General features: G+C 68.6%; 18 protein-coding genes and 1 pseudogene. 6 read left to right on the plus strand and 13 right to left on the minus strand.

Annotation, left to right across the window (positions count from 1 at the left end):
* The first annotated feature begins 91 nt into the window (after positions 1-91).
* A pseudogene (locus OG609_RS40320) lies at positions 92-948 on the plus strand (helix-turn-helix domain-containing protein).
* Here OG609_RS40320 and OG609_RS40325 read toward each other — a convergent pair.
* Together OG609_RS40325 and OG609_RS40330 are read right to left on the minus strand one after the other, a co-directional pair.
* On the minus strand, positions 945-1,877 hold the full coding sequence (locus OG609_RS40325) for an aldo/keto reductase (RefSeq protein WP_327277335.1): 933 nt from the start codon (positions 1,875-1,877) through the stop codon (positions 945-947). The pseudogene OG609_RS40320 and the gene OG609_RS40325 overlap by 4 nt on opposite strands.
* A complete protein-coding gene (locus tag OG609_RS40330; RefSeq protein ID WP_327277336.1) occupies positions 1,874-3,772 on the minus strand; it encodes a hypothetical protein in 1,899 nt (632 codons plus the stop codon). Before OG609_RS40330 ends, OG609_RS40325 begins: the two co-directional genes overlap by 4 nt.
* Positions 3,773-3,933: 161 nt before the next feature.
* On the opposite strand from OG609_RS40330, the gene OG609_RS40335 reads away from it, so the two are divergent.
* From OG609_RS40335 to OG609_RS40345, 3 genes are all read left to right on the plus strand, one after another.
* Positions 3,934-4,755, plus strand: coding sequence for an amidohydrolase family protein (locus tag OG609_RS40335; RefSeq protein ID WP_327277337.1), 822 nt, complete (start codon positions 3,934-3,936; stop codon positions 4,753-4,755).
* A gap of 96 nt (positions 4,756-4,851) precedes the next feature.
* Positions 4,852-5,838: an acetylxylan esterase gene (locus tag OG609_RS40340; RefSeq protein ID WP_327277338.1), complete on the plus strand. Its 987-nt coding sequence runs from the start codon at positions 4,852-4,854 to the stop codon at positions 5,836-5,838.
* Between the two features lie 106 nt (positions 5,839-5,944).
* A complete protein-coding gene (locus tag OG609_RS40345; RefSeq protein ID WP_327277339.1) occupies positions 5,945-6,676 on the plus strand; it encodes a GntR family transcriptional regulator in 732 nt (243 codons plus the stop codon).
* A gap of 70 nt (positions 6,677-6,746) precedes the next feature.
* Here OG609_RS40345 and OG609_RS40350 read toward each other — a convergent pair whose 3' ends face one another.
* The 5 genes from OG609_RS40350 to OG609_RS40370 all read right to left on the minus strand — a co-directional run bounded on the left by OG609_RS40350 (position 6,747) and on the right by OG609_RS40370 (position 13,506).
* Positions 6,747-8,738, minus strand: coding sequence for a right-handed parallel beta-helix repeat-containing protein (locus tag OG609_RS40350; protein ID WP_327277340.1), 1,992 nt, complete (start codon positions 8,736-8,738; stop codon positions 6,747-6,749).
* 41 nt (positions 8,739-8,779) lie between these two features.
* Entirely contained in the window at positions 8,780-9,694 is a 915-nt protein-coding gene (locus OG609_RS40355) for a carbohydrate ABC transporter permease (protein WP_327277341.1), read from the minus strand.
* A 6-nt stretch (positions 9,695-9,700) separates the two neighbouring features.
* Positions 9,701-10,654, minus strand: a complete 954-nt coding sequence (locus OG609_RS40360; protein ID WP_327277342.1) for a carbohydrate ABC transporter permease — start codon at positions 10,652-10,654, stop codon at positions 9,701-9,703.
* Entirely contained in the window at positions 10,633-11,880 is a 1,248-nt protein-coding gene (locus OG609_RS40365) for an ABC transporter substrate-binding protein (protein ID WP_327277343.1), read from the minus strand. The genes OG609_RS40360 and OG609_RS40365 overlap by 22 nt, the downstream gene beginning before the upstream one ends.
* 366 nt (positions 11,881-12,246) lie before the next feature.
* Complete coding sequence (locus tag OG609_RS40370; protein ID WP_327277344.1) at positions 12,247-13,506, minus strand: alpha-L-fucosidase; 1,260 nt, start codon at positions 13,504-13,506, stop codon at positions 12,247-12,249.
* 109 nt (positions 13,507-13,615) lie between these two features.
* Between OG609_RS40370 and OG609_RS40375 the strand changes: the two genes are divergently transcribed.
* Positions 13,616-14,425 carry a ribonuclease activity regulator RraA gene (locus tag OG609_RS40375; protein WP_327277345.1) on the plus strand — a complete coding sequence of 270 codons (810 nt, stop codon included), beginning with the start codon at positions 13,616-13,618 and terminating at the stop codon, positions 14,423-14,425.
* 66 nt (positions 14,426-14,491) lie between these two features.
* On the opposite strand, the gene OG609_RS40380 is transcribed toward OG609_RS40375, so the two are convergent.
* The 4 genes from OG609_RS40380 to OG609_RS40395 all read right to left on the minus strand — a co-directional run bounded on the left by OG609_RS40380 (position 14,492) and on the right by OG609_RS40395 (position 19,162).
* Positions 14,492-15,796 (minus strand): BNR-4 repeat-containing protein, encoded by a 1,305-nt coding sequence (locus OG609_RS40380; protein WP_327277346.1) that lies wholly within the window; start codon positions 15,794-15,796, stop codon positions 14,492-14,494.
* A gap of 153 nt (positions 15,797-15,949) precedes the next feature.
* Positions 15,950-17,251, minus strand: a complete 1,302-nt coding sequence (locus tag OG609_RS40385; RefSeq protein ID WP_327277347.1) for a sugar ABC transporter substrate-binding protein — start codon at positions 17,249-17,251, stop codon at positions 15,950-15,952.
* Positions 17,252-17,315: 64 nt separating this feature from the next.
* On the minus strand, positions 17,316-18,236 hold the full coding sequence (locus OG609_RS40390) for a carbohydrate ABC transporter permease (protein WP_327277348.1): 921 nt from the start codon (positions 18,234-18,236) through the stop codon (positions 17,316-17,318).
* Positions 18,236-19,162 (minus strand): carbohydrate ABC transporter permease, encoded by a 927-nt coding sequence (locus tag OG609_RS40395; RefSeq protein WP_327277349.1) that lies wholly within the window; start codon positions 19,160-19,162, stop codon positions 18,236-18,238. Before OG609_RS40395 ends, OG609_RS40390 begins: the two co-directional genes overlap by 1 nt.
* A gap of 342 nt (positions 19,163-19,504) precedes the next feature.
* Here OG609_RS40395 and OG609_RS40400 point away from each other — a divergent pair, with 342 nt between their 5' ends.
* Positions 19,505-21,793: an FAD-dependent oxidoreductase gene (locus OG609_RS40400; RefSeq protein ID WP_327277350.1), complete on the plus strand. Its 2,289-nt coding sequence runs from the start codon at positions 19,505-19,507 to the stop codon at positions 21,791-21,793.
* A gap of 63 nt (positions 21,794-21,856) precedes the next feature.
* On the opposite strand, the gene OG609_RS40405 is transcribed toward OG609_RS40400, so the two are convergent.
* A complete protein-coding gene (locus OG609_RS40405; protein ID WP_327277351.1) occupies positions 21,857-22,645 on the minus strand; it encodes an IclR family transcriptional regulator in 789 nt (262 codons plus the stop codon).
* 503 nt (positions 22,646-23,148) lie between these two features.
* Complete coding sequence (locus tag OG609_RS40410) at positions 23,149-24,147, minus strand: acetylxylan esterase (RefSeq protein WP_327278351.1); 999 nt, start codon at positions 24,145-24,147, stop codon at positions 23,149-23,151.
* Positions 24,148-24,203: the final 56 nt, after the last annotated feature.

Here is a 24,203-nt window from a genome sequence, read left to right on the forward strand (position 1 = left end):
CTCGCGGCGCTCCAGACGGTCGACGCAACCCCGTCCGCCGCCTCGACGGACAACTGGTGTCCTGCGCCGGAGATCCATCGTTAGTTCCTGTATGAGTGTTTCTGCGGGTGTGCCCGCACCGCGTCGTGGTCCGAAGCTGGAACCGTTGTTGTTGTCCGTTGACGAGCGTGCGGTGCTGGAGCGTTGGGCCCGGCGGGCGACGTCTGCGCAGGCGGTGGCGTTACGGGCGCGGATCGTGCTGGCGTGTGCAGGCCCTGACGTTCCGCCGATTGTTGTGGTGGCGCGGGATCTTCGGGTAGCGGCGGATACGGTCCGCAAGTGGCGTCGGCGGTTCCTGGCCGCCCGGCTGGACGGGTTGGTGGACGAGCCCCGGCCGGTCCGGCCGCCCACTGTCGGCGTCGACCAGGTGGAGGCCGTCGTGGTCAGCACGTTGGAGGAGATGCCGAAGAACGCCACGCACTGGTCGCGCAAGTCGATGGCCGACCGCAGCGGGTTGTCGAAGTCGACCGTGGGCCGAATCTGGCGCAAGTTCCATCTCAAGCCTCATCTGACGGACACCTTCAAACTGTCGGCGGACCCCTTGTTCGTGGAGAAGGTCTACGACGTGGTCGGGCTGTACTTCAATCCGCCCGAAGGGGCGGTGGTGCTGTCGGTGGACGAGAAGTCGCAGAGAGAGCATGGCTGGCCAAACACCCCCGATTCCACCTGCACTTCACCCCCACCGGTTCGTCCTGGAGCAACCAGGTGGAGAGGTGGTTCGGCTTCCTCGCCGACCCGAAGATCCGCCGCGGCTCCCACAAAAGCGTGCGTTCCCTGGAAGCCGACATCCGTGCGTGGGTCAAGGAGTGGAACGAAAACCCAACACCATTCATCTGGACCAAGACGGCCGAGGGGGTCCTCGACTCCCTCGCCCGCTTCTGCCAACGGATCTCCGGTGCAGGACACTAGGCGGGCACCAACTCCTGCGGTACGAAACCCGCTTCGGCCAGCCGCCGCCACAGTGCGTCCGGGACGGGGAAACGCGACGCCGCCGCGTTCGCCGTGACCTCGGCGGCCGACCGGCAGCCGACGACCACCGATCGGACTGCCGGATGCAGGGACGGGAACTGGATCGCTGCCGCGGCGAGCGGCACTCCGTACTCCGCACACAGTTCCCGGCATCGCCGCGCGCGGGCCAGGGTCTGCTCGGGAACGGGGCGGTAGTTGAACATTGCGCCGGGGGAGGGGTCGGCGAGGAGACCGGTGTTGAAGACCCCGCCGACGACGACCGAGGTGCCGGTCTTCACGCACAGCGGCAACATCGTCCCGAGCGCGTCGTGGTCCAGAAGTGAGAACCGGCCCGCGATGAGGACGACGTCCACCTCGAACTCCGCCACATACGCGGCGAGCGGCGCACTGTGGTTCATGCCGAACCCGATCGCCCGTACCAGTCCTTCGTCCCGCAGTCGGCGCAGCGTCGGGTAGGCCGTGCGCCGGACCTCCTCCGGGAAGTCGTCCGCGTCGTGCAGATAGAGAATGTCGACCGACGACCGGCCCAGGCGGTCCAGGCTCGACTCCAGGGACGTGCGGATACCGGACTCCGTCCAGTCCGTGACGACCTCGCCGGGCGAGCCGTCGGGCCGTGGCCGCAGCAGCCAGCCCGTCTTCGTGGAGATCAGCGGCGCCGTGACGCCCGCCGGTGCCAGAAGGCGGCCGAGTCTGTCCTCGGCCTGACCGTGCCCGTAGCGCGGTGCCGTGTCGAAGTACGTGATCCCCTCGCGGGCCGCGGCCTCCAGCGTGGCCGCCGCGTCCGCCTCGGTCACCTCCTCGAACAGGCCGCCCAGCGGTGCGGTTCCGATGCCCAGGCGGGGCATTTCGAAGGGCAGTCGGCCGGTCATCGCGACACCTCCCAGACCGGGGCGTCGCAGGTGGGCCGGCCGCCGCGCAGGGTCATCGTCAAGGTCAGCCGCACCTGTGTGCCTCCGGACAGTTCCACGCGGCAGTACGGGCCGCCCACGTCCTGTACGGGACCGTCGTCGACCTGTGCGGTGTGCACGACGTGTTCGGCGAACGAGCCCGCCTGCACCACCAGCGAGCGCGCGGTGCCACCGAGGTTGACCAGTTCCACGACGGTGTGGTCGGGACGGATGTCGGAGACGAGCGCCGCGACGTCCGCGGGAAGTCCCGGCCGCTGCCCGACGGCGTCGTAGTAGCGCAGATGCATATGGGCGAGGCCCCCGTTGTAGAGGACCTGAGGGGAACCGGTGGTCAGCTGCAACAGCGCCTCCGTGACGACGGGGTTGAGGTCCTGCCAGTGGTGGATGTCGAGAATGCCGGGGCCGATGGCCGGGTTCACCGGGTCGTTCTCGATGGCCTCGACGCGTTCGGCGCAGGAGTCGAGGGCGCTGCGCAGCATGCGCTCGGGGAAGCCCGGGTTTCGGCCCTGCAGGAACTCGTACCACGGCTCCTCGTGCCCGGCCTCGTCCTTGATGCGCTGGTTGTGCACCGTCGTCCAGTCCCAGTTCGCGCCCGCCCGCAGCCGCTCGATGCGCTCCTGATCCTGGGGCTCGCGGCTGAAGTGCCACAGGGACAGCGGCAGTTGGCCCGGCATTACGGTGAAGTCGAACCAGCCGGAGTCGTTGTGCCGCTGCGGGACCATCAGCGTCCGGTCGGCGTCCATCGCGCGCAGATGCGGATCCCAGCGCTCGCCCAGGGTGCCCCGGCCGTCGGCGCCGCGCTGCTCGCCCTGGCGCAGTACGGCATCGAGCGGGTTGCGGGCCAGGTCGAGGTAGGCCGCGTCGCCGGTCAGCAGGGCCGCGTTCGAGGCTCCGACGAGGGTGGCGCTGCCTACGGGGGAGAGGCCGTGCGGCCAGGACCAGCCGTAGTGTGCGCCGTACCACCGGCCGCCCAGGTATTCGCCGACCCTGCCGCTCAGGCCCGCATTGTCGGGGACGACGTCGTGTCCGTCGAGCCGTTCGCGCCAAGCGCCGACGTACTCGGCCACCCAGTCCGCGTAGCGCTGCTCACCGCTGAGGAGAAAGGCGTTCGTGGCCAGTCCCGTCGCGGCCAGATTGACGATCGTGTCACCACGGCCCATCCGGTCCCACATCGCACGGCCGTAGGAGCGGGCGCGCTCGGGGTCGGCCGCGAGCTGGTCGAAGGACGTGACGTCGTCCATAGCGTCGAGCGGCAGCCCGTACGGGTGCAGGGCGAGGCTCCACGGGAAGTACGGCTCTTCGTCGCTGAATCCCGGGCGCGGCCCCGCCGAACCGTTGTGCGGTGCGCGCACGACCCGGTGTTCGGGGTCGTAGTTCGGACCGCCGGGCAGATAGAAGTCGGCGAAACGGCGGGCCAGTTCGCGCAGTTGGGAGTCGCCGGGGTCGGCCAGGCACAGGCCGTAGAAGAGCAGCAGGCCCTCGCCCTGGTGGAACCAGTCGTAGCCGCGCTCCAACCCGCCCTGGAGCATGCCCATCTCGGTGAGCTGCGCGGAGACGCCGCTCCAGTGCCGCCGTGCGGCCGCCAGGAGATCCGGGCTGCCACCGAGGACGTACAGCGTGGGCCAGTTGAAGAACGGCTCGTAGAAGTCGTCCACGCCGTCGCGGCCGTCCGGGCCCACGCCGAGCGTGTCCCGGAAGACGAGGCGGCCGTCGCCCTCGGTGTAGCGGTCGGCGAAGAGCCGCCAGGCTTTGTCCTGGTAGGCGAGCAACTCCCGCTGGAGCGTGGCCCAGCGGGGCATATCGGCGATGCTGCGGGTCGCCCGGAGCCGGGGACCGGGCACGGTGACGGCCGTCATCGACCCACCCCTTCACCCATGTTCGAGCCGCTGGTCCGTTGGTCCCTGGACATCAAGAACATCCGCCCCTCGCAATCGCCCATCGATAGCCGATGGTTAGACTCACCGGCGCGAGCCAGCCTGTCAATACTCGGGAACGGCACCTCAGGAGGATCCCGACCGTGATCGACTGCCATGTGCACCTGTGGGACCCGGCGTCGGGATTCCCATGGATCCGCCCGGGAAGCGTCCATCACAGGGCGTTCCGCATCGACGACCTGGGTGCCTCGAGGCCGGATGCGGCCGTGACCGGGGCGATCCTGGTCGAGGCGTCCCGCGGCGACGCCGGCGAGACACTTGCATTGCGCGCATGGCGGATGAGCCGCCCCGACCTCGTCGCGGGGTACGTGGGAAACCTGCACGTCCACGGCGACGGCGGCCCCCGGCGCTTCCGCGCCCTGCTGCGCGATCTGGGCGACAGCCGCCCGAACGGCATGCGCCTGGGCGGTGCGAGCTGGGCGGACACCCCGGAATCCGCCCACGTGCTGGTGCCCGAACTCGCTGCGGCCGGGCTTGTGTTGGAGCTCAATCTGGGCTCCGGGGCGCTGCGGGCGGCGGCCGAGGCGGCGACCCGGCACCCCGGGCTCACCGTGGTCGTCGACCATCTCGGCAACCCGCCGAACCTCCGTACGGACCCGGGGGAGTGGTACCGGGACCTGGAGCGGGCCGCCTCGGTGCCGAACGTGGTCGTCAAGATCTCCGGCCTGCTCACCCAACAGCACGGCGTACCGCCCGAACGGACCGCGGAGTTGGTCAGGCATGTGGTGGGCGCGCTCGGCCCCGACCGATGCCTCATCGGCTCCGACTGGCCGATCTGCCTGCCCCGCGGCAGCCGCGCCGACTCCCTGGAGCTGTCCTGCCGCGGTCTCGACCGGCTCTCGGACGACGAGCGCGAGCGGGCCCTGCACACCAACGCCGTCCGGGTGTACGGACTGCGTGGTTGACAGTCGTCGAAGCACCCTGATTCGATTCCTTCGATGATCGATAGGCGATGAAAACTGCCCGGGCCCAACCGGCCCCGACCTCCGCGGAGATGCGACATGGCGTTGTTCGACCTGCCCCTGGAAGATCTGGAGCGATATCGCCCGGCTCTGGACGAGCCCGAAGACTTCGACGCGTTCTGGCTCGAAACCCTCAGCGAACAGGGGGACTTCGCTCCAACCGCGACGTTCGAACCGGTCCACAACAGGCTTGCCACGATCGACACGTACGACGTGACGTTCGCCGGATACGGCGGGCACCCCGTACGCGGCTGGCTGCAACTGCCCGTCACCCGCACCGGACCGCTGCCCGCCGTCGTGGAGTACCTGGGATACGGCAGCGGACGCGGGGCGCCGCACGAGAAGCGGCTGTGGGCATGCGCCGGCTACGCGCACTTCGTGATGGACACCCGGGGGCAGGGCGCCGAGACACCCGACCTCGATCCGGCCTCCGGCGACATCGCCTCGCCCGGCTTCCTGACCCGCGGCGTGCTCGACCCGCGGCGCTACTTCTACCGCCGCCTGTACACCGACGCCGTACGCGCCGTCGCCGCCGTACGCACCCACCCCGCGGTCGACCCCACGCGCGTCGCGGTCACCGGCACCAGCCAAGGCGGCGGCGTCGCGCTGGCCGCGGCGGGCCTGGTCCCCGACCTCGTCGCCGTCATGCCGGACGTGCCGTTCCTGTGCCACTTCCCGCGCGCCACCACGATCACCGACAAGCCGCCGTACGCCGAAGTCACGCAGTTCGTGAAGCTGCACAGGGCGCACGCGGGCACGGTCGCCCGCACGATGGCGTACTTCGACGGCGTCAGCCTGGCCCGCAGGGCGAATGCGCCGACCCTGTTCTCGGTCGGACTCATGGACCGCATCTGCCCGCCCTCGACGGGGTATGCGGCGTTCAACCACTACGGCGCCGAAGGCGAGGTGGACCAGGCCGACAAGCACATACGCGCCTATCCGTTCAATGATCACGAAGGCGGCGGCCCCACCCATGAGGTCGTGAAATTGGAGTGGCTGGCCAAGCAGCTGAACAGCGCGGCCTGATATTTTTCGGGATCCTTTCCTCCTGCGCCCCCACCGAGATTCCATCGATAGACGATGAGCGCGTACCATGACACAACTGGCCCTCCCATCGCAGGATTGAGAATTCATGGCATCGAATGCGTCGTCTGGATTCGTCTCCACGCTGGCCACCAACAAGGACCGGTTCCGCAAGACCCTGATCTCCGACCAGGTCTACGAGCTGCTCCGCCAGGCCGTCGTCGACGGTGATCTCGCACCGAACGAGCGCGTGGTCGAGTCGGAGATCGCCCGGCGCCTGGGGGTGAGCCAGGCCCCGGTGCGGGAGGCGGTCAAGCGCCTGGCCCGTGAGGGCCTGCTCATGCACGTCCCGCGCCGCGGCCACTTCGTCGTCGAGATCTCCGCGCAGGACGCCGAGTACGCCCGACAGGTACGCGAACCGCTGGAGCGACTCGCCGCGCAGCTCGCCACCGAACACCTCACCGACGACCACCTCCGCGAGCTCGACGCGCTGGTCGAGCGGATGCGGGAAGCCGTCGCCGCGAATGATGTGAGCCTGTTCCGCGACGCCGACATCGAGTTCCACACCGTGGTCAGCCAGATCGCGGGCAATCCGTTCCTGGCCCGGATGTGGGAGGTCATCGAGCCGAGCCTGCGGACCCTGCGGGCCATCTCCGACCCCCTCTTCGAGGGGGACTGGAGCGCCATGGCCGAGGAGCACGGCCGGCTCGTCGGACTGCTGCGGTCCGGGGACGCCGAGCTGGCGGCCACGGCGTTCGCAGACCACGCGGCCGGCCGCGGACCGGTCCCGGACGCGCGCGAGGTGAAGAGGAAGCCGCGCAAGGCCGCAGCCAAGAAGTGAGCACCACCCCAGAGCCACAGGCCCGAGCCGGACATCCGGCTCGGGCCTTCTTGCGGGGAAGCGGTCGTGGCTAACGGCGTGCGCCCGCTGTCCACTTCGGTGCCCCGTACTGGTAGGCGCCGAGGCTCGGCGTCGCATCCGTCGAGCCGTCATTGATGCCCGGCAGCGCGATCGCCCGGTTGCGCGCAGGAGAGTCGGCGGTCAGCCGGTAGTCGTGCCCGGCCGCGTCGACGAAGAGCGGATCGGTTTCGGCGGGCAGATTGTTCGAGAGCACGAGCCCGCCATCGGTGGCACCGGTCAGACCGCGAATGGTGCCGATGTTGTTGTAGATCTTTGTGCCGGTCGACTGTCCCGGCTCCTTGACGTAGAACAGCGTCATTCCGCCGGTGTTGTTGTACACACCGTTGTTGTGCGAGCCGGTGCCCAGACCGTTGAGCATCACCGTGCCCTCCCGGTTGCCCCAGCCCACGTTGTTCGCGATCACCAGGTCGCTCTGCCCGTTGTCGGCGTAGACACCCGAGATCCCGAACGTGGTGAGCGTCGTGGCCGGCTCCGGATCGTGCAGCACATTGTGATCGATGGACGTCCCCATCATGGAGGCGCTGCAGCAGGTGTAGATCGCGGCGACGTCGAGGCTGAGGCGGGCGTACCCCGAGATGTCGTTGTACGCGATCAGGTCCTTGCCCGGGGTGAGGCCCTCCACGGTGTTCCACTGGAGGTTGATGCCGCTTCGGCCGACGCGGCTGATCGTGTTGTGCGTGACCGTCTGGCTGTTGCCCTGTACGGCGACGCCCGCCGCGTACGTCCCCATGTAGTCGACATCGTGGATCACGTTGTTCGTGGCGGTGTTGTTCTGTCCGCGCAGCGCGATGCCGTTGCCCGCGCTCAGCGACAGATTGCTGTTCACGATTTTGTTGAACGTTCCGTCGAGGACGATGCCCGTGTCGCCGACGCCGCGCGTCACCGTGCTGCCGCAGTCCGTCGCGCCGCGCGTGATGTCGGTGTAGTGCGACAGATACGTACCGCTGATCCCGTCCAGCGTCACGCCCGTGCTGGTCGGGCCCGTCTTGATGGTGGAGGCGAACAGTCCGACGCCCGCCACCGTGGTGTGGCTCGCGGCCGTCAGGTCGAAGGCCAGCGCCCGGGTCTTCGCCTCGATGGTGTGCGCGGCGGGGCTGTCCTCGCTGTAGAGGTACAGACGCTTGGCGACCGGGTCGTAGAACCACTCGCCGGGGCGGGAGAGTTCACCGATCTTTCCGGCGAGGGCGTACCGCGTCTCCTTCGGTACGACCTTGTGCACGCACGGGGGCGCCACGTCGAGCGTCACCGAGCCGACGGCGGAGCTCTTCACCGTGCCGGTCGCCGAGATGTACCAGTAGCCGGTCAGGGCCCGCGCGCCGTCCCAGTACCCGGCGGGCCGAGTCAGGGCCTCGTCCGCGATCGTCGCCTCCGCGCTCCCCGCACCCGCGTACTGCAGCGTGGGGTCGAGCAGGTCGAGCCCCGGGTAGGGCCATTGCGCCTCGACGCCCGCCTTCTTGTCGGTGAAGACCTGCACGGTCGTCACATCGGAGCCCAGGTCGACGGAGGTGCTGTAGACGTGTCCGGCCGCCACGGCGTCGCTGAACGCCGAGTTCTGGGCGTACGGATCACTCTTAGCGATCTCCATGACGTCCGCGCCGGTGACGGGTGAGAAGCCGCGCACCGGCGCGGTCCCGCTCAGCGTCACCTTCGCCCCTGGCGCCGCCCGGTAGGTGATCGGCAGCCCGGCGGTGCCCGACCGGGCCGGCGCGACGGTCTCGGCGTACGTACCGGACTGGATCAGACAGGTGTCTTTGGGCTCCATGACGTCGGCACACCGCTGGATGTGCTGGAATGCCTGACCCGTGGTGGTGCCCTTGTTGGAGTCCCGGCCCGACGGAGCGACGTAATAGACCGCGCCCGCCTGGGGCTTGTGCGGGTGCGCGGCGGCCGGAACGGCGGCCGCCACCACGGACAGCGAAGCGAGCAGGGCGGCTGCGGACCACGACCCCTTACCGGGGCGTGGCCACCATCTCCTCGACACTGGATGGTCCTTTCTTCTCTGGAGGGGAACGATCCGCCCGCTCATCCCTTCACCGCGCCCACCGTCAGACCGCTGATGATGTGGCGCTGCATGTAGATGAAGAAGACGATCACGGGCGCGACGGCGAGCAGAAGGTTGGGGAACACCTTCGTCAGATCGGTGGAGTACTGGCTGATGCCTGCGTAGATCGCCGTCGTCACCGTGTAGTGACCGGACGACGGGCTGAGCAGGATCTGGGGCGAGATGAAGTCGTTCCAGATCCCGATGGAGTTGAGGATCAGGACGGTGACGACCGCCGGACGCATCAGCGGGAAGATGATGGTCCAGAACGTCCGGTAGCGGCCCGCGCCGTCGATCGTCGCCGCATGGTCGATGTCCACCGGGATCGTGCGGATGAAGCCCACGAACAGGAAGATGCTGACCGGCAGCGTCGAGGCCACGTCGTGCGCGACCAGACCGGTCACGGTGTTGGCGAGGCCGACCTCGCGCAGTACGTAGATCACCGGGATGATCACGGCTGCGCCGGGGATGAACGTGCCGGCCAGGAAGTACAGCAGCACCAGCTGCGTCCGCTTCTTGAGGCTGCGCGCGATCGCGTACGCCGCCGGTCCCGCCAGCGCGATGCACAGTACGTCCACGGTGACGACGAGGAACAGCGTGAAGCCGTAGCCGCCGATGACGTTGTACTGCGGATTGCTGATGGCGGCGGACATGTGCTCGAAGGTCAGACCGCTCAGGGGGATCGAGAACGGGCTGTCGAGGATGTCCTGCTGTGACTTGAAGGCGTTCACGACGAGCAGGTACACCGGCACGATCATGACGACGAACAGCGGGCCGAGGAGCACCCAGCGCAGGGGCGAGCGGGACTCCCGCTGTTCCGTCAGAGAGACCTCCGGGGCGGGAACCGGTGCGATCCGCGGTCTGTCGTGGACCTTTGGTTCAGTGGCGACCACCATCGGCTCCTAACCGGTCGCAGCTTGGTCTTGGCGGTTGCGCAGCGCGGTCACGACGAGGGCGAGCACGGCGGAGACGACCATCAGGAAGACCGCCTGGGCCGTTGCGTAACCGACCTTGGTGCCCTCGAAGGACCGGGCGAGAATGAGATAGGTGAAGGTCTGCGTCGAGCCGGCCGGACCGCCGCCGGTGAGGCTGACCACGATGTCGTACGCCCTCAGCAGGCCGACCAGGTTCAGTACGGTCGCCACGGTGACCACGGGCGCGATCATCGGGATCACGATGCGCAGATTGATCTGCCGCCTGCTGGCGCCGTCGATCGCCGCGGCCTCCAGGAGCTCGGCCGGGACGGTCTGCAGGGCGGCCACGAACAGGACGACGTTGAAGCCGAATCCGGCCCACACGATGACACCGATCAGCGTGTACAGCGCGAACTTTTCGTCGAAGAGAAAGCCGATCGGCTCCATGCCGAACTTGGCGAGGGTGTTGTTGACCGCCCCGTTCGTGCCGAGGATCGCCGCCCACAGATAGCCGAGGATCAACGCGCTGATCACGTGCGGGAAGTAGGCGACGGCGCGGAAGAACGAGTTCGTACGCGACCGGCCCTTGAGGATCAGTGCGTACACCAGGCCCGCGCCGACCATCAGGGCGGTGCCGACCAAGGTGATCAGCGCGGTCACGTACCAGGCGTCCGTCGAGCTCGGGTCGTCGAAGAGGTGCTTGTAGTTCTCCCACCCGATGAGGTTCGCGGTGGAGAAGCCGTCCCAGTCCGTGAAGCTGAGGTAGATCGCCACGCCCACGGGCACGATCGTCAGCACCGTGTACAGGAGCACGGCCGGGCCCATCATGCCGAACGTGACGGCCGCCTCACGGAAGCGGGCTCGCCTGCGGCCGGAGCCGGGGGCCGCCGGGGCGGCGACGGAGCGCCGCCCCGGCTGCGTCAGTTCTGCGAGTTCCACCACTTGTCCAATCCGCCCGCGGCATCCTTCGCGGAGGTGCCCGTGTACAGGGACTGGATCTGCTTGTTGAGCTCGTCGCTGAACCCGGCGATCGGCTGGTTCTCACCGGACTTCACGAGCACCGACGGCGTCTTGTCGAGGATCTTCTGGACCGCGGTGCTGAGGCTGGACATCGGGTAGCTGAAGCCCGTGCGCAGATTGCCGTCAGCGGCGAGCTGGCTCTTGATCGCTTCCTTGTCGGTGACCAGCCACTTCACGAATTCGATCGCCTCGTCCTTGTGGTGCGACTGGTTGACCACGGCGTAGGGGTTCGAGACGTTGCCGAACTGGCCGGACGGGTAGGCGCCGTCGGTCGGCATCGTGAAGACACCGATCTCGTCGCTCTTATTCGCCGCGTCCGCCGCGGGCACGAAGAAGGAACCCATCATGTACATCGCCGACTTGCCGTTGAGGAAGGCCGTCTGCCCGTCGGCGTACGTCAGCCCCAGCGCGCTCTTCTCGAGGTACCCCTTGTCGATCCACTGCCCGTAGCGCTTCAGGTACGGCACATAGCCGCTGTCGGCGAAGGAGACCTTGCCGTCGTTGCGCTGCTTGATCCACTGGGGGTTCTCGGTGAGCACACCGGCGTCGGCCATCATCGAGAACTGCCCGCCCGTCACCCACTGGCCCGCGGTCTGCAGCGGCTTGTAGCCCGCGGACTTCAGACTGCCCATGGCGGCAGTGAACTGATCCAGCGTCTGGATCTTCGACGCGTCCACGCCGGCCTTCGCGAAGGCCGCCTTGTTGTAGAAGACCAGCGACTGGATCTGCTCGCCCACGCCGACCATGTATGTCTTGCCGCCGACGGTGTACTGGTCGACCAGCGGTGTGTCCTTCGTCCAGGCCTGGTCGGACAGGTCGGCGAAGAGCTTGGTCGTGTCGGGGGCCGGGATGATCTGCTGGGCGATGTCGGGCGGGTCGCCGGCGGCGAGGTCCTGGGTGAGCTTGGCGTTGGCCGAGATCGTCCCCGTCAGCTCCAGCTTCACCTTCACGCCGGGATGGCTCTTCTCGTACTTCGCGAAGAGGCCTTTCCAGTACTGCTCCGTCAGGTTCGGCGAGATGTTGACGATGATGCGGAGAGTCGTACCCTCCGCGGCCCCGTCGGACCCGCTTCCCCCGCAGGCGACGGCGGATGCCATCACGAGCGGAGCCACGGCGAGTGCGGAGGCTCGATGCCACATGGTTCTCATCGGACACGCTCCATTGCATAGTCGTGAATAATCGATAGCTGACGTGCAAGTGCAGGCGTTCGTTCGAGTTCGGCAAGAGGGGGAAGGGGTGCCGCGTCCGAACGGTGCGGTCGGTCCCGGTAGGCGCTCGCAATAATCGCCTATCGATTACTGATGCTATGGGCGGCATCTCGCATGTTCAAGGGTGCTGCCGAAACCGCTTGCTCCCGTCCTCCCCGAGCCGCGCACCCCAGCGGCAGGTCACGCGCGTCGAGCGCGTCGCCGCCGGTCTGCGCGAGGAGGTCCAGGATCGCCAGGACGCGGCAGGCCCCCACCCACCAGCAGGCGATTCCCTCACGGGGGCCAGGCGTTCACTCAGCGGCCCTGTCATGGATGCAACTCCTCGTCGTCCAGAAAGAGTTCGACCACCGGAAGCAGTACGTCGGGCCGCGAGGTGGGCAGGGTCAGGGTCAGGGTGCCCGGCGGCTGGCTCGGCGGGGCCAGGTTGTTGTGTTCGTGGCGGGCGCCGTCGACATGGTGGAAGGCGATCTCCGAGCCGTCGTGCAGCAGTTGGGCATAGCGCACCCGCCCGGCCAGGCCAGGAAGATGAAGGTGATTGAACGGCCAGGCGAGCAGGTGCAGATACAGGCGGCGGCCGCGCTGCGTGTACAGGGCGCTCGCCGGCGGCCGGAAGGGAGAAGGTCCCGCACCGTGTACGGCGCGGGCGTGCAGGGCGCTCCACTCTCCGATGGCCCGCAGGGTGTCGCGCGCCCGCTGATCGAGTGAACCCCTTCCGGTGGGGCCGACGTTGAGGATCAGATTTCCGCCGCAGGAAACGGACTGGACCAGCATGCGGACCAACTGGGACGGGTCCTTGTGGTCGTGGTTGTCGCGGTCGTAGCCCCAGGACCCGTTGAGCGTATGGCACGCCTCCCACAGCACGGGCACGCCGTCGCGCTCCAGCGGCCGGTCGGGCTGGTACTGCTCGGGCGTCACATAGTCACCGGGTACGCCCAGCCGGTCGTTCACGAGGATGTCGGGCCGCAGCTCACGGACCGTTTCGATGAGCTCTTTCGCCCCCCACTGCTCCGGCCCCATACCTGGATACGTGAAGTCGAAGAAGAGCAGGTCGACCTGTCCGTAGCCGGTGAGCAACTCACGTATCTGGCCCTGCATGTACGACCGGTAGCGCGCCAAGTCCTCCGCCTCCCGCCCGCCCTCCGAGCCGCGCAGCGGATGGTGCTCGTCGACCGGGAAGCCGGGGTGGTGCCAGTCGAGGAGTGAGTAGTAGAGCCCGACCCGCAGGCCCTCGGCGCGCATCGCCTCCGCGAACTCGGCCACCAGGTCCCGGCCGGCCGCGCGCACCGAGGTGTAGTCGGTCAGCGACGAGTCGAAGAGGCAGAATCCGTCGTGGTGCTTGGCGGTGAGCACGGCATAGCGCATCCCTGCTTCCCTTGCCGCCCGGGCGAGTTCCCGTGCATCGAAGAGGTCGGGGTCGAACCGCTCCAGGTAACGGTCGTATGCCGCCTGGGACATGGCCTCCCGGCTGCGTACCCATTCGTGCCGCGCGGCGAGGCTGTACAGGCCGAAGTGGACGAACAGTCCGAAGCGCGCGGTCTCGAACCACCCGCTGGATGCAGTGGGCACGGAAGACTCCTGACGGATTGACAGCACTAATCGATAGGAGGTTATCTACCATCGATAGACGATGATGTCACTGGCGTTGCGTGCGGGGAGCGCGCGGAGAGGCACGTGAATGAACCCGAGCAGGGATCAAGGAACGTCGACGGCGGGGGAGACCCTGACCTACGAGTCGATGCGGTCGCCGGTCCACACCTCGTCCTTCCGGCGGCCGACACGGCGGATGGTGGAGGCACTTGAGGACGTGAGCGCGGCGACCGCCTGCGCGAAGCTGCACCAGATGGGCATCACCCGGACCTTCATCGACGGGCCCGTGCCGCTGCACCGGGAACCGGACATCAAGATCACCGGAGGTGCGGTGACCCTGCAGTTCCTGCCGCAGCGCGAGGACGTCTTCAACGGCGCCGCACAGGAGGACATCGAGCGCAAGACCCCGCTGTGGGGGGTGCTGGAGTCGATCACACCCGGCGACGTGCTGGTGATCTCGGCGCAGGCGAGCCACTTCACCGGCTGTCTTGGCGACATGCTGGTGCGCTACTTCAAGCTGCGCGGTGGCGCCGGGATCGTCGTGGACGGGCGGGTGCGGGACGCGGCCCGGATCCGGGCCCTCGGCGTGCCGATCTGGTGTACCGGAGTCACCCCGCACTACGCCTCGCAGACGGAGCTCTTCCCCTCCGCGTTCAATGTGCCGGTGGGTGTCGGCGGCACACTGGTCACGCCGGGGGACCTGATCGTGGCCGACGAGGACGGCGCCGTGGTCGTACCGCAGGACCGCGCGGTTCCGCTGGCCGAGGACTCGCTCCTGCACCAGGACCGTGAGGCGTTCGCACGCCGCCGCCTCGACGAGGGTGGCCTGCTCTCCGACTACTACCCGCTCACCGGTGAAGGGCTGGACGAGTACCTGGCGAGCAAGTCCGCGACCTGACCACTTGCGGGTTCTGTACGGGGACGGCTTCGTCCCCGTACAGATGGCGCGGGCGGCGCACCGGCCTCAACGGAAGCCGTAGTAGAGGGAGTTGTGCACGGTGTCCGGAAGATAGAGCACATCGTGACCGTCCGAGTCCCGCCGCACCGCGAGCCGGTCCGCGCTCACGCCCGGCGCGGCGGACTGCGCGGTCCAGGCCCCGTCCGCCGACTGCGTCGCGGCAAAGACCCGGTCGGTGCCCGAGGTGGTCACGTAGTAGATCCGCTTGGTGTCCGTCTCGTCCCAGGTGATGCCGAGGGCGGCCGCGGTCTGTCCGCCGGCGTACACGGTCTTGCTGACCCAGTCGCCGCCGCTCGGATAGGCGTAGTACACGCGGAAGTTGCCGCCGCTGTCGGCCGAGCGGTAGCGGTAGGCGACCTTCGGGGTGGAGCCGTCGAGGGTGAGCTTGGCGCTCTGCACCGCAGGACCGGCGTACGCGTTGTCGATGCTCCACTCCTCGCCGGTGGTCAGCTGCTGGATCACGTCGGAGGTGTCGGGCGTCACCGGGACGGTGAGCGCCGCACCCTTACTGTCGGCGAAGTCGCCGGTCGCCGGGTCGAAGCGCAGGTAGGAGAGCTGGTGGCGGAACCCGGTCGCCGGTGCCTTGGCCCACTCGTACAGCAGGTGCACACGCCCCTCGCCGTCGACCGTCAGGTCGTCGGGGTACACGGAGCGGTTCAGCGCGCCGGCGAACGTGGCAACCACGCTCCAGCGCGCCGCTGCGTTGTCCCAGCGGTAGAGCTTGCCGGGGCGCTGATCGGCGCCGGCGCCGACACGGGCGGCCAGGTACAGATCGCCGTTGGGCGCCGTGGCGACGATCGGATAGGTGATGCCCTGGCCCTGGTCGGGCAGTTCGGCCGCATGGTCGGTGACGTCCCCGCCGGGAGCCTCGGTACGGAAGTAGCGCCAGGCGTCGGCGTGCATGGAGGCGAACACATGCAGACGTCCGTTGCCGTCCCGCGCGACGGACGGCTGGTTGTGGCCGTTGTCGTCAGGGAACTCCGCCTGCGTCCCGCTCCGGTCGAGTAGCGGCAGCAGGCTCCAGACCCCGTCCGGGTCGCGCCGCGCGATGGCGGGCCGGTGCGTGGCGGCCGTCGAGCCCGGCTCGTTGAAGGCGAAGTACGTGTACTGGCCGCGGCCCTTGTACGTGGCGACCGGCGTCCACCAAGCGGCCTGGTTCGACGAGTCCATCGCGTACGGGACCTTCTCGATCACCGTCGCCGCGGCTGCCGTGCTCTGCGCGGTGTCGGCCCGGGCGGCCGGGACGGGCAGGAGCAGGGCGGCCAGGGCCGTGGCCGAGGCGGTGTACGTGCGTACCGTGGGACGTCGCAAGATGAGCTCCTTCGCGGGTGCGTGCGCGGGCGTGGAGGTGACGCGGACGGCAGCGGCCCGAGGGCCGGCCGGCGCGGTCGTCGTGCGGGGTACGGAGCAGGGCCAGGCGAGGGTCGTGCGACGTTCGCCCGGCCCGGACTACGGCGCTCGGCCTCAGCGCTTGATGAGCGCGGCGGCCTCCTCGCCGGCCTGCTTCATCGCGTCCTTCGGCTTCGACTTGCCGACGAGGACGGCCTGCACCTGCTTGGCGACGGCCTCCTCGATCTGGGCATTCTGCGCGAACTGCCAGAACGGGCTGCCGGTCGCCGTCTTGGTGATCTTCTCGGTCCACTCCGTGGTGAAGGTGTCCTTGGCGACCTCCGGGGCGGCCAGACCCGCGGTGGTGGACGGCGGCAGTGCGCGCGCGGCGAAGTACTCGGAGGTGGTGGCCTGGTCGGTGGTGGTGTGCAGCGCGAACTCGGTCGCCGCGTCCTGCCCCTTGCCCTTCACGATCGCGATCACGCCGCCCCACAGCAGCGCCTGCGGCGTGTCCCCGGCCTTGAGCACCGGACGCTCCATCGGCTGCATGGCGTTGGCCAGCGTCTTGTCCTTGGACTGGGCGGAGGTCACGCCCTTGCCGATGATCGCGTCGTCGTAGAAGGCGGCCTTGCCCTGCCCGAACAGGGCGCGCGCGTCGAAGCGGTCCACGTCGGCGGCGATCAGCTTCTCGTCGTGCAGCTTCTTGTACCAGGTGACCGCGTCGATCGAGGCGTCGTCGCCTATCGTGACCTTCCCACCGTCGAGCAGCTTGCAGCCGAAGGTCTGCATCCACGGGAAGATGTCCTTGAGCTGCGCGACCTTGGTGGCAGCGGCATACGGCACGACACCGCCGCCGAGCCCCTTCAGCTCCCGCAGTGCGGCCTCGAACTCCTCAACGGTGGTGGGGTGCTTCTTGATCCCGGCCTTCTCCAGGAGCTGGGAGTTGGCGATCACACCGATCGATCCGGTGTTCCACGGCAGCCCGTACTGCTTGCCGTCGTACGTGCCGCTGTTCAGCGCCACGTCGGTGTAGCCGCCCTTGCCGGCCACCGATCCGAGGTCGGCCAGCTTGCCCATCTGCGCTATCGCGGCGAGCCAGGCGATGTCGAGGTGCACCGCACCCGTCGTCTCCCCGCCGCCCAGCTTGAGGGTGAGCTGGCTCAGGTACTCGTTGTACGGGTACGAGACCGCGCGGATCGTGGACTTCTCGGCCTTCTCCCATGCCGCGATGATCTTCTCGATCGAGGGCTTGGCGGCCTCCTCGTTGAGCGACCAGGAGGTGAAGTCGAAGTTCTTGGACTTCGGGTCGCCGCCGTTGGAGGCGCTGCCGGCGCCGGACGGTGCACAGGCGCCGAGCACACCGGCGCCGGCCACACCGAGCGCGCCGATGCCGAACATGCGCAGCGCGCCGCGCCGGCTGATGCCAGAGGTGGTCATGATCTCTCCATGGGGGAGTGAGCGGGAGGGGAGGTACGTGAGGGTGCGGGTTGATCCCGCGGGTTCAGCTCTTGACCGAACCGGCGGTCATGCCGCCGACGAGGTAGCGCTGCAGGAACATGAAGGCGACGACCACCGGGATGGACACGATGAGCGAGGCCGCCATCAACTGGGGCCAGGCGGTCTGGAATTCGCCGATGTAGGTGGAGACGAGGCCGGGAGGCAGGGTCTGCTTCTCCTTGTCGGCCAGGGTCAGCGCGAAGATGAAGTCGTTCCAGCCGCGTACGAAGGCGAAGAGCCCGGCGGCGATCATCCCGGGCGCGGCCAGCGGCGCCACGATGGAGTGCAGCGTCCGCCACCGGGACGCGCCGTCGATGGACGCCGCCTCCAGCAGGGCGTCCGGGATGGTGTCGAAGATGCCCTTCAGCATCCAGACGCACAGCGGCATGGTGAACGTGGTGAAGGAGAGCACCAGGGCGGTGTACGTGTTGAGCATGCCGAAGCTGGAGAAGACGGTGTACAGCGTCACCAGCAGGAGCGCCTGGGGGAACATCTGGGAGGCCAGCACCAGGTGCATCAGCGACCGGCGCCCGCGGTAGCGGAACTTGGAGAACGAGTAGCCCATGTACGTGGCGACGACCACGCTCAGCACGGCGGTGATCGAGGCCACGATGAGCGAGTTGATCATGTACTTGATCAGCTGGTCGTTCTCGGCGAGGGCCGTGAAGTTGCTGAGGGTGAGATCGGTGGGTATCAGCTTCGGCGGGAACCGGAAGGTCGACTCGGGGGTGCTCAGCGCGGTGGCGAGCAGCCAGTAGACCGGCAGCAGACCGAAGGCGCCGATGACGACGACCGCACTCCAGGCGGCGATCCGCGAGCGCAGCAGGTCCTTGCGTATACGGCGCCGAGCGCTGCGCCCAGCCCGCGTGGCGGACGGCCGCGGCCGGTCGACGGCGGACAGCGCGGTGGAGGTGGTGGAGGTCATCAGGCGTCGCCCTTCCGCTCGGTGATCCTGAGGTAGACGGCGACGAGGAGGAGCAGGAGCAGCATCCACAGTCCGCCCAGCGCGGTGGCCCGGCCGATGTCGAAGCCCTTGAAGGCGGTCTGGTACACGGCGGTCGCGAACGTCTCGGTGGTGCCGGCCGGTCCGCCGCCGGTGAGGACGTAGATGGTGTCGAAGTGCTGGAAGTTCCAGATGAACTCCAGCAGGAGCACGATCGAGGCGACACCGCGGACCTGCGGCCAGGTGACGGCGAAGAAGCGCCGGATCGAGCCCGCCCCGTCCATCGAGGCCGCCTCGTGCAGCTCCCTGGGCACGGTCTGCAGACCGGCCAGGAGCATCACCATCATCCAGGGGAAGCTGGCCCAGGTCTTGGTGACGATGACGGCGAGCATCGCGGTGCCGGGCTGACCGAGCCAGGCGACGGACTCGTCGATGAATCCGGTCTTCATGAGGACGCCGTTGAGCACCCCGTAGTTTGCGTTGAAGATCCACATCCAGAGGAAGGAGACCACCACGCCCGGGATCACCCAGGGGAACAGGAACAGGCCGCGCAGGAAGCCGCTGCCCTTGAGGCCGGTGTTCAGCGCGAGCGCGAGCGCGAAGCCGAGCGCGAAGGGGACGAGCGTCGCGCCGACGGTGAAGACCAGCGTCTGCTCGAGGATCGTGAGGAACTCGCCGTCCAGCCAGTATGTGAAGTTTTCCAGGCCGACGAACTCCCGGCCCGGCAGCCGCAGATCCTGCTTGAAGAAGCCGGTGAACAGCGCCGACAGCAGCGGGTAGAAGATGATCGCCGCGAACAGGGCGAGTCCCGGTGCGGTCAGCAGCAGGGCGAACGCACCGTTGGAGAGCCGTCCGCCGGTCTGCTGACGGGGCGGGGGCGCCTTCTGGGGAGGTGCGGCCGTACTCATGGGTGTGTCCTCTCAAACGGGGCGGGAGCGCCGGGGCCCTGTGTGAACGCCATCCATGCTCCAGTGAATACAAGTTGCAGCATGCGGGATCGTTCTCCATATCGTGCGATGGCGTCAACCCTTTAGGTCGGTGAATCGCCGGTTCTGTGCAGGACCGGCGAACTCGCCCCACCTGCCCGGAACTTGAACTTCGGCTCGCGACAGCCAGGTCGGTCACCGTAACCGGAACTTACAACGAATCCCACTGTCTGAACAGTGGTTGCACAATATGGATGTGATGTACGTTCAAGGCGCTCCGCTGCGGCGGGGAGTATCCGAGCTTCACACCAAGGAGGCCGCACCGTGCGGGAAGAAGAGGTCCATTACGACATCGCCGTGATCGGCGGCGGATTGGCGGGGACCTGCGCGGCCATCGCCGCGGCCCGGCTCGGCCGACGCGTCGCCCTGGTCAACAACCGGCCCGTCCTGGGCGGCAACGCCAGCAGCGAGATCCGCGTCTGGGTCTGCGGCGCCACCGCACACGGCGTGCACCGCTGGGCCCGCGAGACCGGAATCATGGGCGAGCTGTACACCGAGAACCAGTACCGCAACCCCGAGGGCAACCCCTACTACTGGGACCAGGTCGTCCTCGACGCCGTCCGTGCCGAACCGAACATCGACCTCTACCTCAACACCGACGTACGCGAGGTCGACGCGAGCGGCCCCGACGACAGCCGCGAGGTGCACTCCTGCACCGGCTGGATGGTGGGCTCGGAGCGCCGCATCACCTTCCATGCGCGCCAGTTCCTCGACTGCACCGGTGACGGCCTGCTCGGCCACCTCGCCGGCGCCCGCTACCGCATAGGCCGCGAAGCACGGACCGAGTTCGACGAGCCCTGGGCGCCGGCCGAGGCGGACCAGGCGCTGCTCGGCTCGACGATCCTCTTCCACACCAGGGACACGGGCCGGCCGACGAAGTTCGTACCGCCCGCCTACGCCAAGGACCTGTCGACCACGCCCATCCTGCACAACCGCATCCTGAGCACCGGGGACAACGGCTGCGACTACTGGTGGATCGAGTGGGGCGGCGAACTCGACACCGTCCACGACAACGAGCGCATCCGCGACGAGCTCCAGGCCGTGATCATGGGCATCTGGGACCACATCAAGAACTCCGGCCAGTTCCCCGACGCGGCGAACCTCACCCTGGAATGGGTCGGCAGTCTCCCCGGCAAGCGCGAGTACCGTCGCTTCCTCGGCGACTACGTCCTCACTCAGCAGGACATCCTTCAGCAGCGCCAGTTCGCCGACCGGATCGCCTTCGGCGGCTGGTCCGTCGACCTCCACCCCGTACAGGGCATGTACGCCGACGAGCCCGGCGCCCGCCAACGATACGCGGACGGCATCTTCCACATTCCGCTGCGCTCCCTGTACTCGGCGAACGTCACGAACCTGCACTTCGCCGGGCGCAACATCTCCGCCACCCACATCGCCTTCGGGGCCACCCGCGTCATGGCCACCTGCGCGACACTCGGCGAGGCCGCGGGCACCGCCGCGGCCCTGTGCGTCGCCGAGGGCCTCACGCCGCGCGAACTCGCCACCAGACGACCGGAACTGGTACGCAGCACCCTGCTGCGCCAGGACGCCTCCGTGATCGGCCTCGCCGACGACGACCCCGACAACCTGGCGCGCACGGCCCGCGTCACCGCCTCCTCCCACCTGACCCGTCTGGCCGCCGAACCCACACCGGCCGCGCCCGGCACCCCGTACCCCCTCACCCGCGACCTGGCCCTCCTGCTTCCGGTCGACCCCGCACTCGACACGGTCGACCTCCTCGTCCACGGCGCCCCGAACGGCCAGTCCCGCGAACTCACCGTGGAACTGTGGAGCACGGGCCACCCCGAAAACGCGGTCCCCGCCGATCACCTCCTCACGACCACTGTCACCGTCCCGTCCGACGGCCCCCACTGGGTCACGGCCCGCCTGGACCATCACCCCGACACCCCCCAGAACGCGATCCTCATCGTCCGAGCCTGCGCGGACACGGCCCTGATCCTCCTCCCCGAACGCACCGACGGTGTCCTCGCCCTGCGCAGGAAGGCCGAGGGAGACGCGGCCGTCGACCACGACATCCCGGAAGAAGACGGACAACTGGTCCTGGAATGGCAGGCCCGCGGCCTGCGCCGCCAGACCTTCGCCTTTCGGGCAGCCCCCGACACCACGGCATTCCACCCCGAACGGGCCGTAGGCGGATACCAACGTCCCTACGGCGGCCCGCACATGTGGTCCTCCGCGCCGGAGGACGCCGCTGAGTGGCTCCGTCTCGACTGGCACAACGAGCAAGAACTCGCAGAAACGCGCCTGGTGTTCGACGACGACGTCGACGAATACCTCAACAACCTGCACCGCCACCGCACCCCGTACGAGGTCATGCCGGAACTCGTACGCGACTACCGCATCCAGAGCCGCGACGCCGCCGGTACCTGGCACACACTCCTGACGGTGACGGACAACCGACGCCGCCACCGTGTACACGAACTGAAGGCCGCGGACGGCAGCCCCGTACGCACCGACGCACTACGGCTCGTGGTCGACGCGACGCACGGGGCACGGCACGCGCACGTGATCGCCTTCAAGGCGTACGGCGCATAGCCACATGGCGAAGGGGTCCGGTGGAGGCTGATCAGCCTCCACCGGACCCCTTCGCCATGTACGTCAGAGCGCGCCAAGTGCCTGACTGATGGCGTCGGCGGCCTCGATGACCTCGCGTACGAGGGCGAGGCGCTGCCCCTCGGTATCGGAGCGGTCCCCGAGCAGCGAGGTCGGGCCCCACAGGGAGATGGCGGCGACGACGTCCCCCGAAGCGTCGCGGACGGGCGCGGCCAGGGACGCGCGGCCCAGGGCGCGCTCCTCGGCTTCGACGGCGTAACCGGTGCGCCGGACGGTGTCGATCTCGGTGTCGAGGAGGTCGTGACTGGTGGTCGTGTACTCGGTGTGCGCGTCGAGAGGTTCTCCCAGCAGTTTGCGACGCTCTTTGGGGGCGAGACCGGTGAGCAGACACTTGCCGATGCTCGTGGCATGCAGCGGGGCGGTGTGTCCGGCCTGCGTATAGGACTTGGGCGCGCGCGGGCCCTCGAAATTGCACAGGAACATCAGCTCGGTACCGCGGCGTACGGCCACGTTGGCCCCGAGCCCGGTGCGGGTGGCGAGGTCCTGGAGCACCATGCGGGCGGCCCGGTGCACGGGGTGGCGGTTGGTGGCGGTGGCGGCGAGGGGAAGGAGGCCGAGGCTGAGCCGGTAGAGGTTGCTGACCGGATCGCGTTCGACCATGTCGAGGCGTTCCAGGGTGGACAGCAGGCGAGAGGTGGTCGACGAGCCCAGTCCGGTGAGCTCGGCGACGTCGGAGACACGGAGTTCGGCCCGACCGGAGTCGAGTGCGCGCAGCACCGAGACCGCTCGTTCGACGCTCTGGTTCGTCCCGACATCAGTCGCCCGCGTAGCCATGACCCTCCTCGTTTTGCAAATCGCTTGCACAATCTGCATCAGCATATCGCGCGTGATCGACGCCCGTACCTGAAATCAGCGACAGTGGCAGTTCCGCGACGTCACCCGGGCCAGACGCGGGTGACGTCGCGGAACTGCCGGCATTCACCGGGCAGTCTGAGCTGCCCCGAGTTTCGTGGCCTTGAAGGAACCGTTGAGCGCCTCGGCCTGGTGAACCCAGCCGCGCGGGGTCTCCTTGTGGATGCCCAGGTCCTTCGCGACATGGGCGACCGGAGGGCCGGAGGGCCGGAGGCCTGGACCTCGCGGATGGCCCGCTCGCGCAGCCCGTCGGGGTACTTCCGTGGTGCAGGCATCGGACCTGTGCTCTCCCATCTGCCCGTCCGGCGGGCCCTTTCCCCCGGGAAGACGCGAGCTGTTCCTCACCGCTGTCACGCCGACCGTGCTGAGCCCCGTAACCGCGTCCGCGCGGGAGGCGGTCAAGCGGTAGGGCGCGATACCACCACTCAGTCCGCCCCCGACAGAAAGCGTCGCTGGACCTCTTCCAGGGCCGCCGTTTCGGCCCGCTCGTCCGGGTGGTCGAAGTGCCCCGCCCGCAGAACGAAGAGTTCGCGCGGCCCGGCCAGTGCGTTGTGCACCGCGAACTGCCCCGGTGGGGGTACCGCCGGATCGAACAGGGCAGCACCCACATGCACTGGGATGTGAAGGTGCCGGGCCGCTGTCGCGGCGTCGAAGTACGCCAGGACGTCCAGCACCGAGGGCTCCTCGGCGAGCCGCGTACGCACCGACTCTCCGCTGCCCGTGCACGGCAGTGTCACCCGGAGCGGATGGTTTCCGAAGGTCGGCACCGTAAGGCCGGCGGCATGGAAACGGTCGTCCCAGGGGAGCGCCAACGCCCCGATGCCGCCGCCGAAACTCGTGCCCAGGTACGTCAGCCGCCCGGCAGCCTCCGGCACCAGCCGCAGCAGTGCGGTGGCCGCACACCAGACATCCGCCACGCACCCGCCGATGAGGTACGACTCCCGGGCGCCGATGCCGTGCAGAACGTGCCCCGCCGAGTGCGAGGGAACGCCGGGCAGCAGGCTTCGCGTTCCGAGCCCGCGCAGGCAGGGCCAGATGGTCGCAGTCCCCGGCGGGGGTTGCCAGGGGGCCGGGGCCGCCCGGCCTCCGTATCCGTGTGTCGCCACACAGCCCTGCGTAACGCGGCCATCGGCAGGGACGGTCAGCCACCCGCCGATACGGACGCCGTCGGCGGATGTGTACGAGACGTCGGCGACCCGCACGCCGTCCACCGTGGCCCAAGGTCCCTCGATTCGAGGCGCCGGGTCGACGCGTAGCGCACTCGCGTAGCGCTCCTGCCAGAAGTCGGCGAAGCCGTCCGGGCCTGGCGGAGCCCCCACCGCAAGGAGGCGCGGCAGGTCGTAGCCGTAGGTGGGGTCGAACGGCAAATCATGCTGAAGCGAGCTGAGTTCACTGCCGTCTGACGTGAGCGGATGGGTGGGCAAGATCTCTCCTTGTTCGGTGTGCGAAGTGACCAGCACGCCCTTCCGGAACAGCTCTC

Origin of the sequence: Streptomyces sp. NBC_01224, from assembly GCF_036002945.1 — a bacterium.
GTDB lineage: Bacteria > Actinomycetota > Actinomycetes > Streptomycetales > Streptomycetaceae > Streptomyces.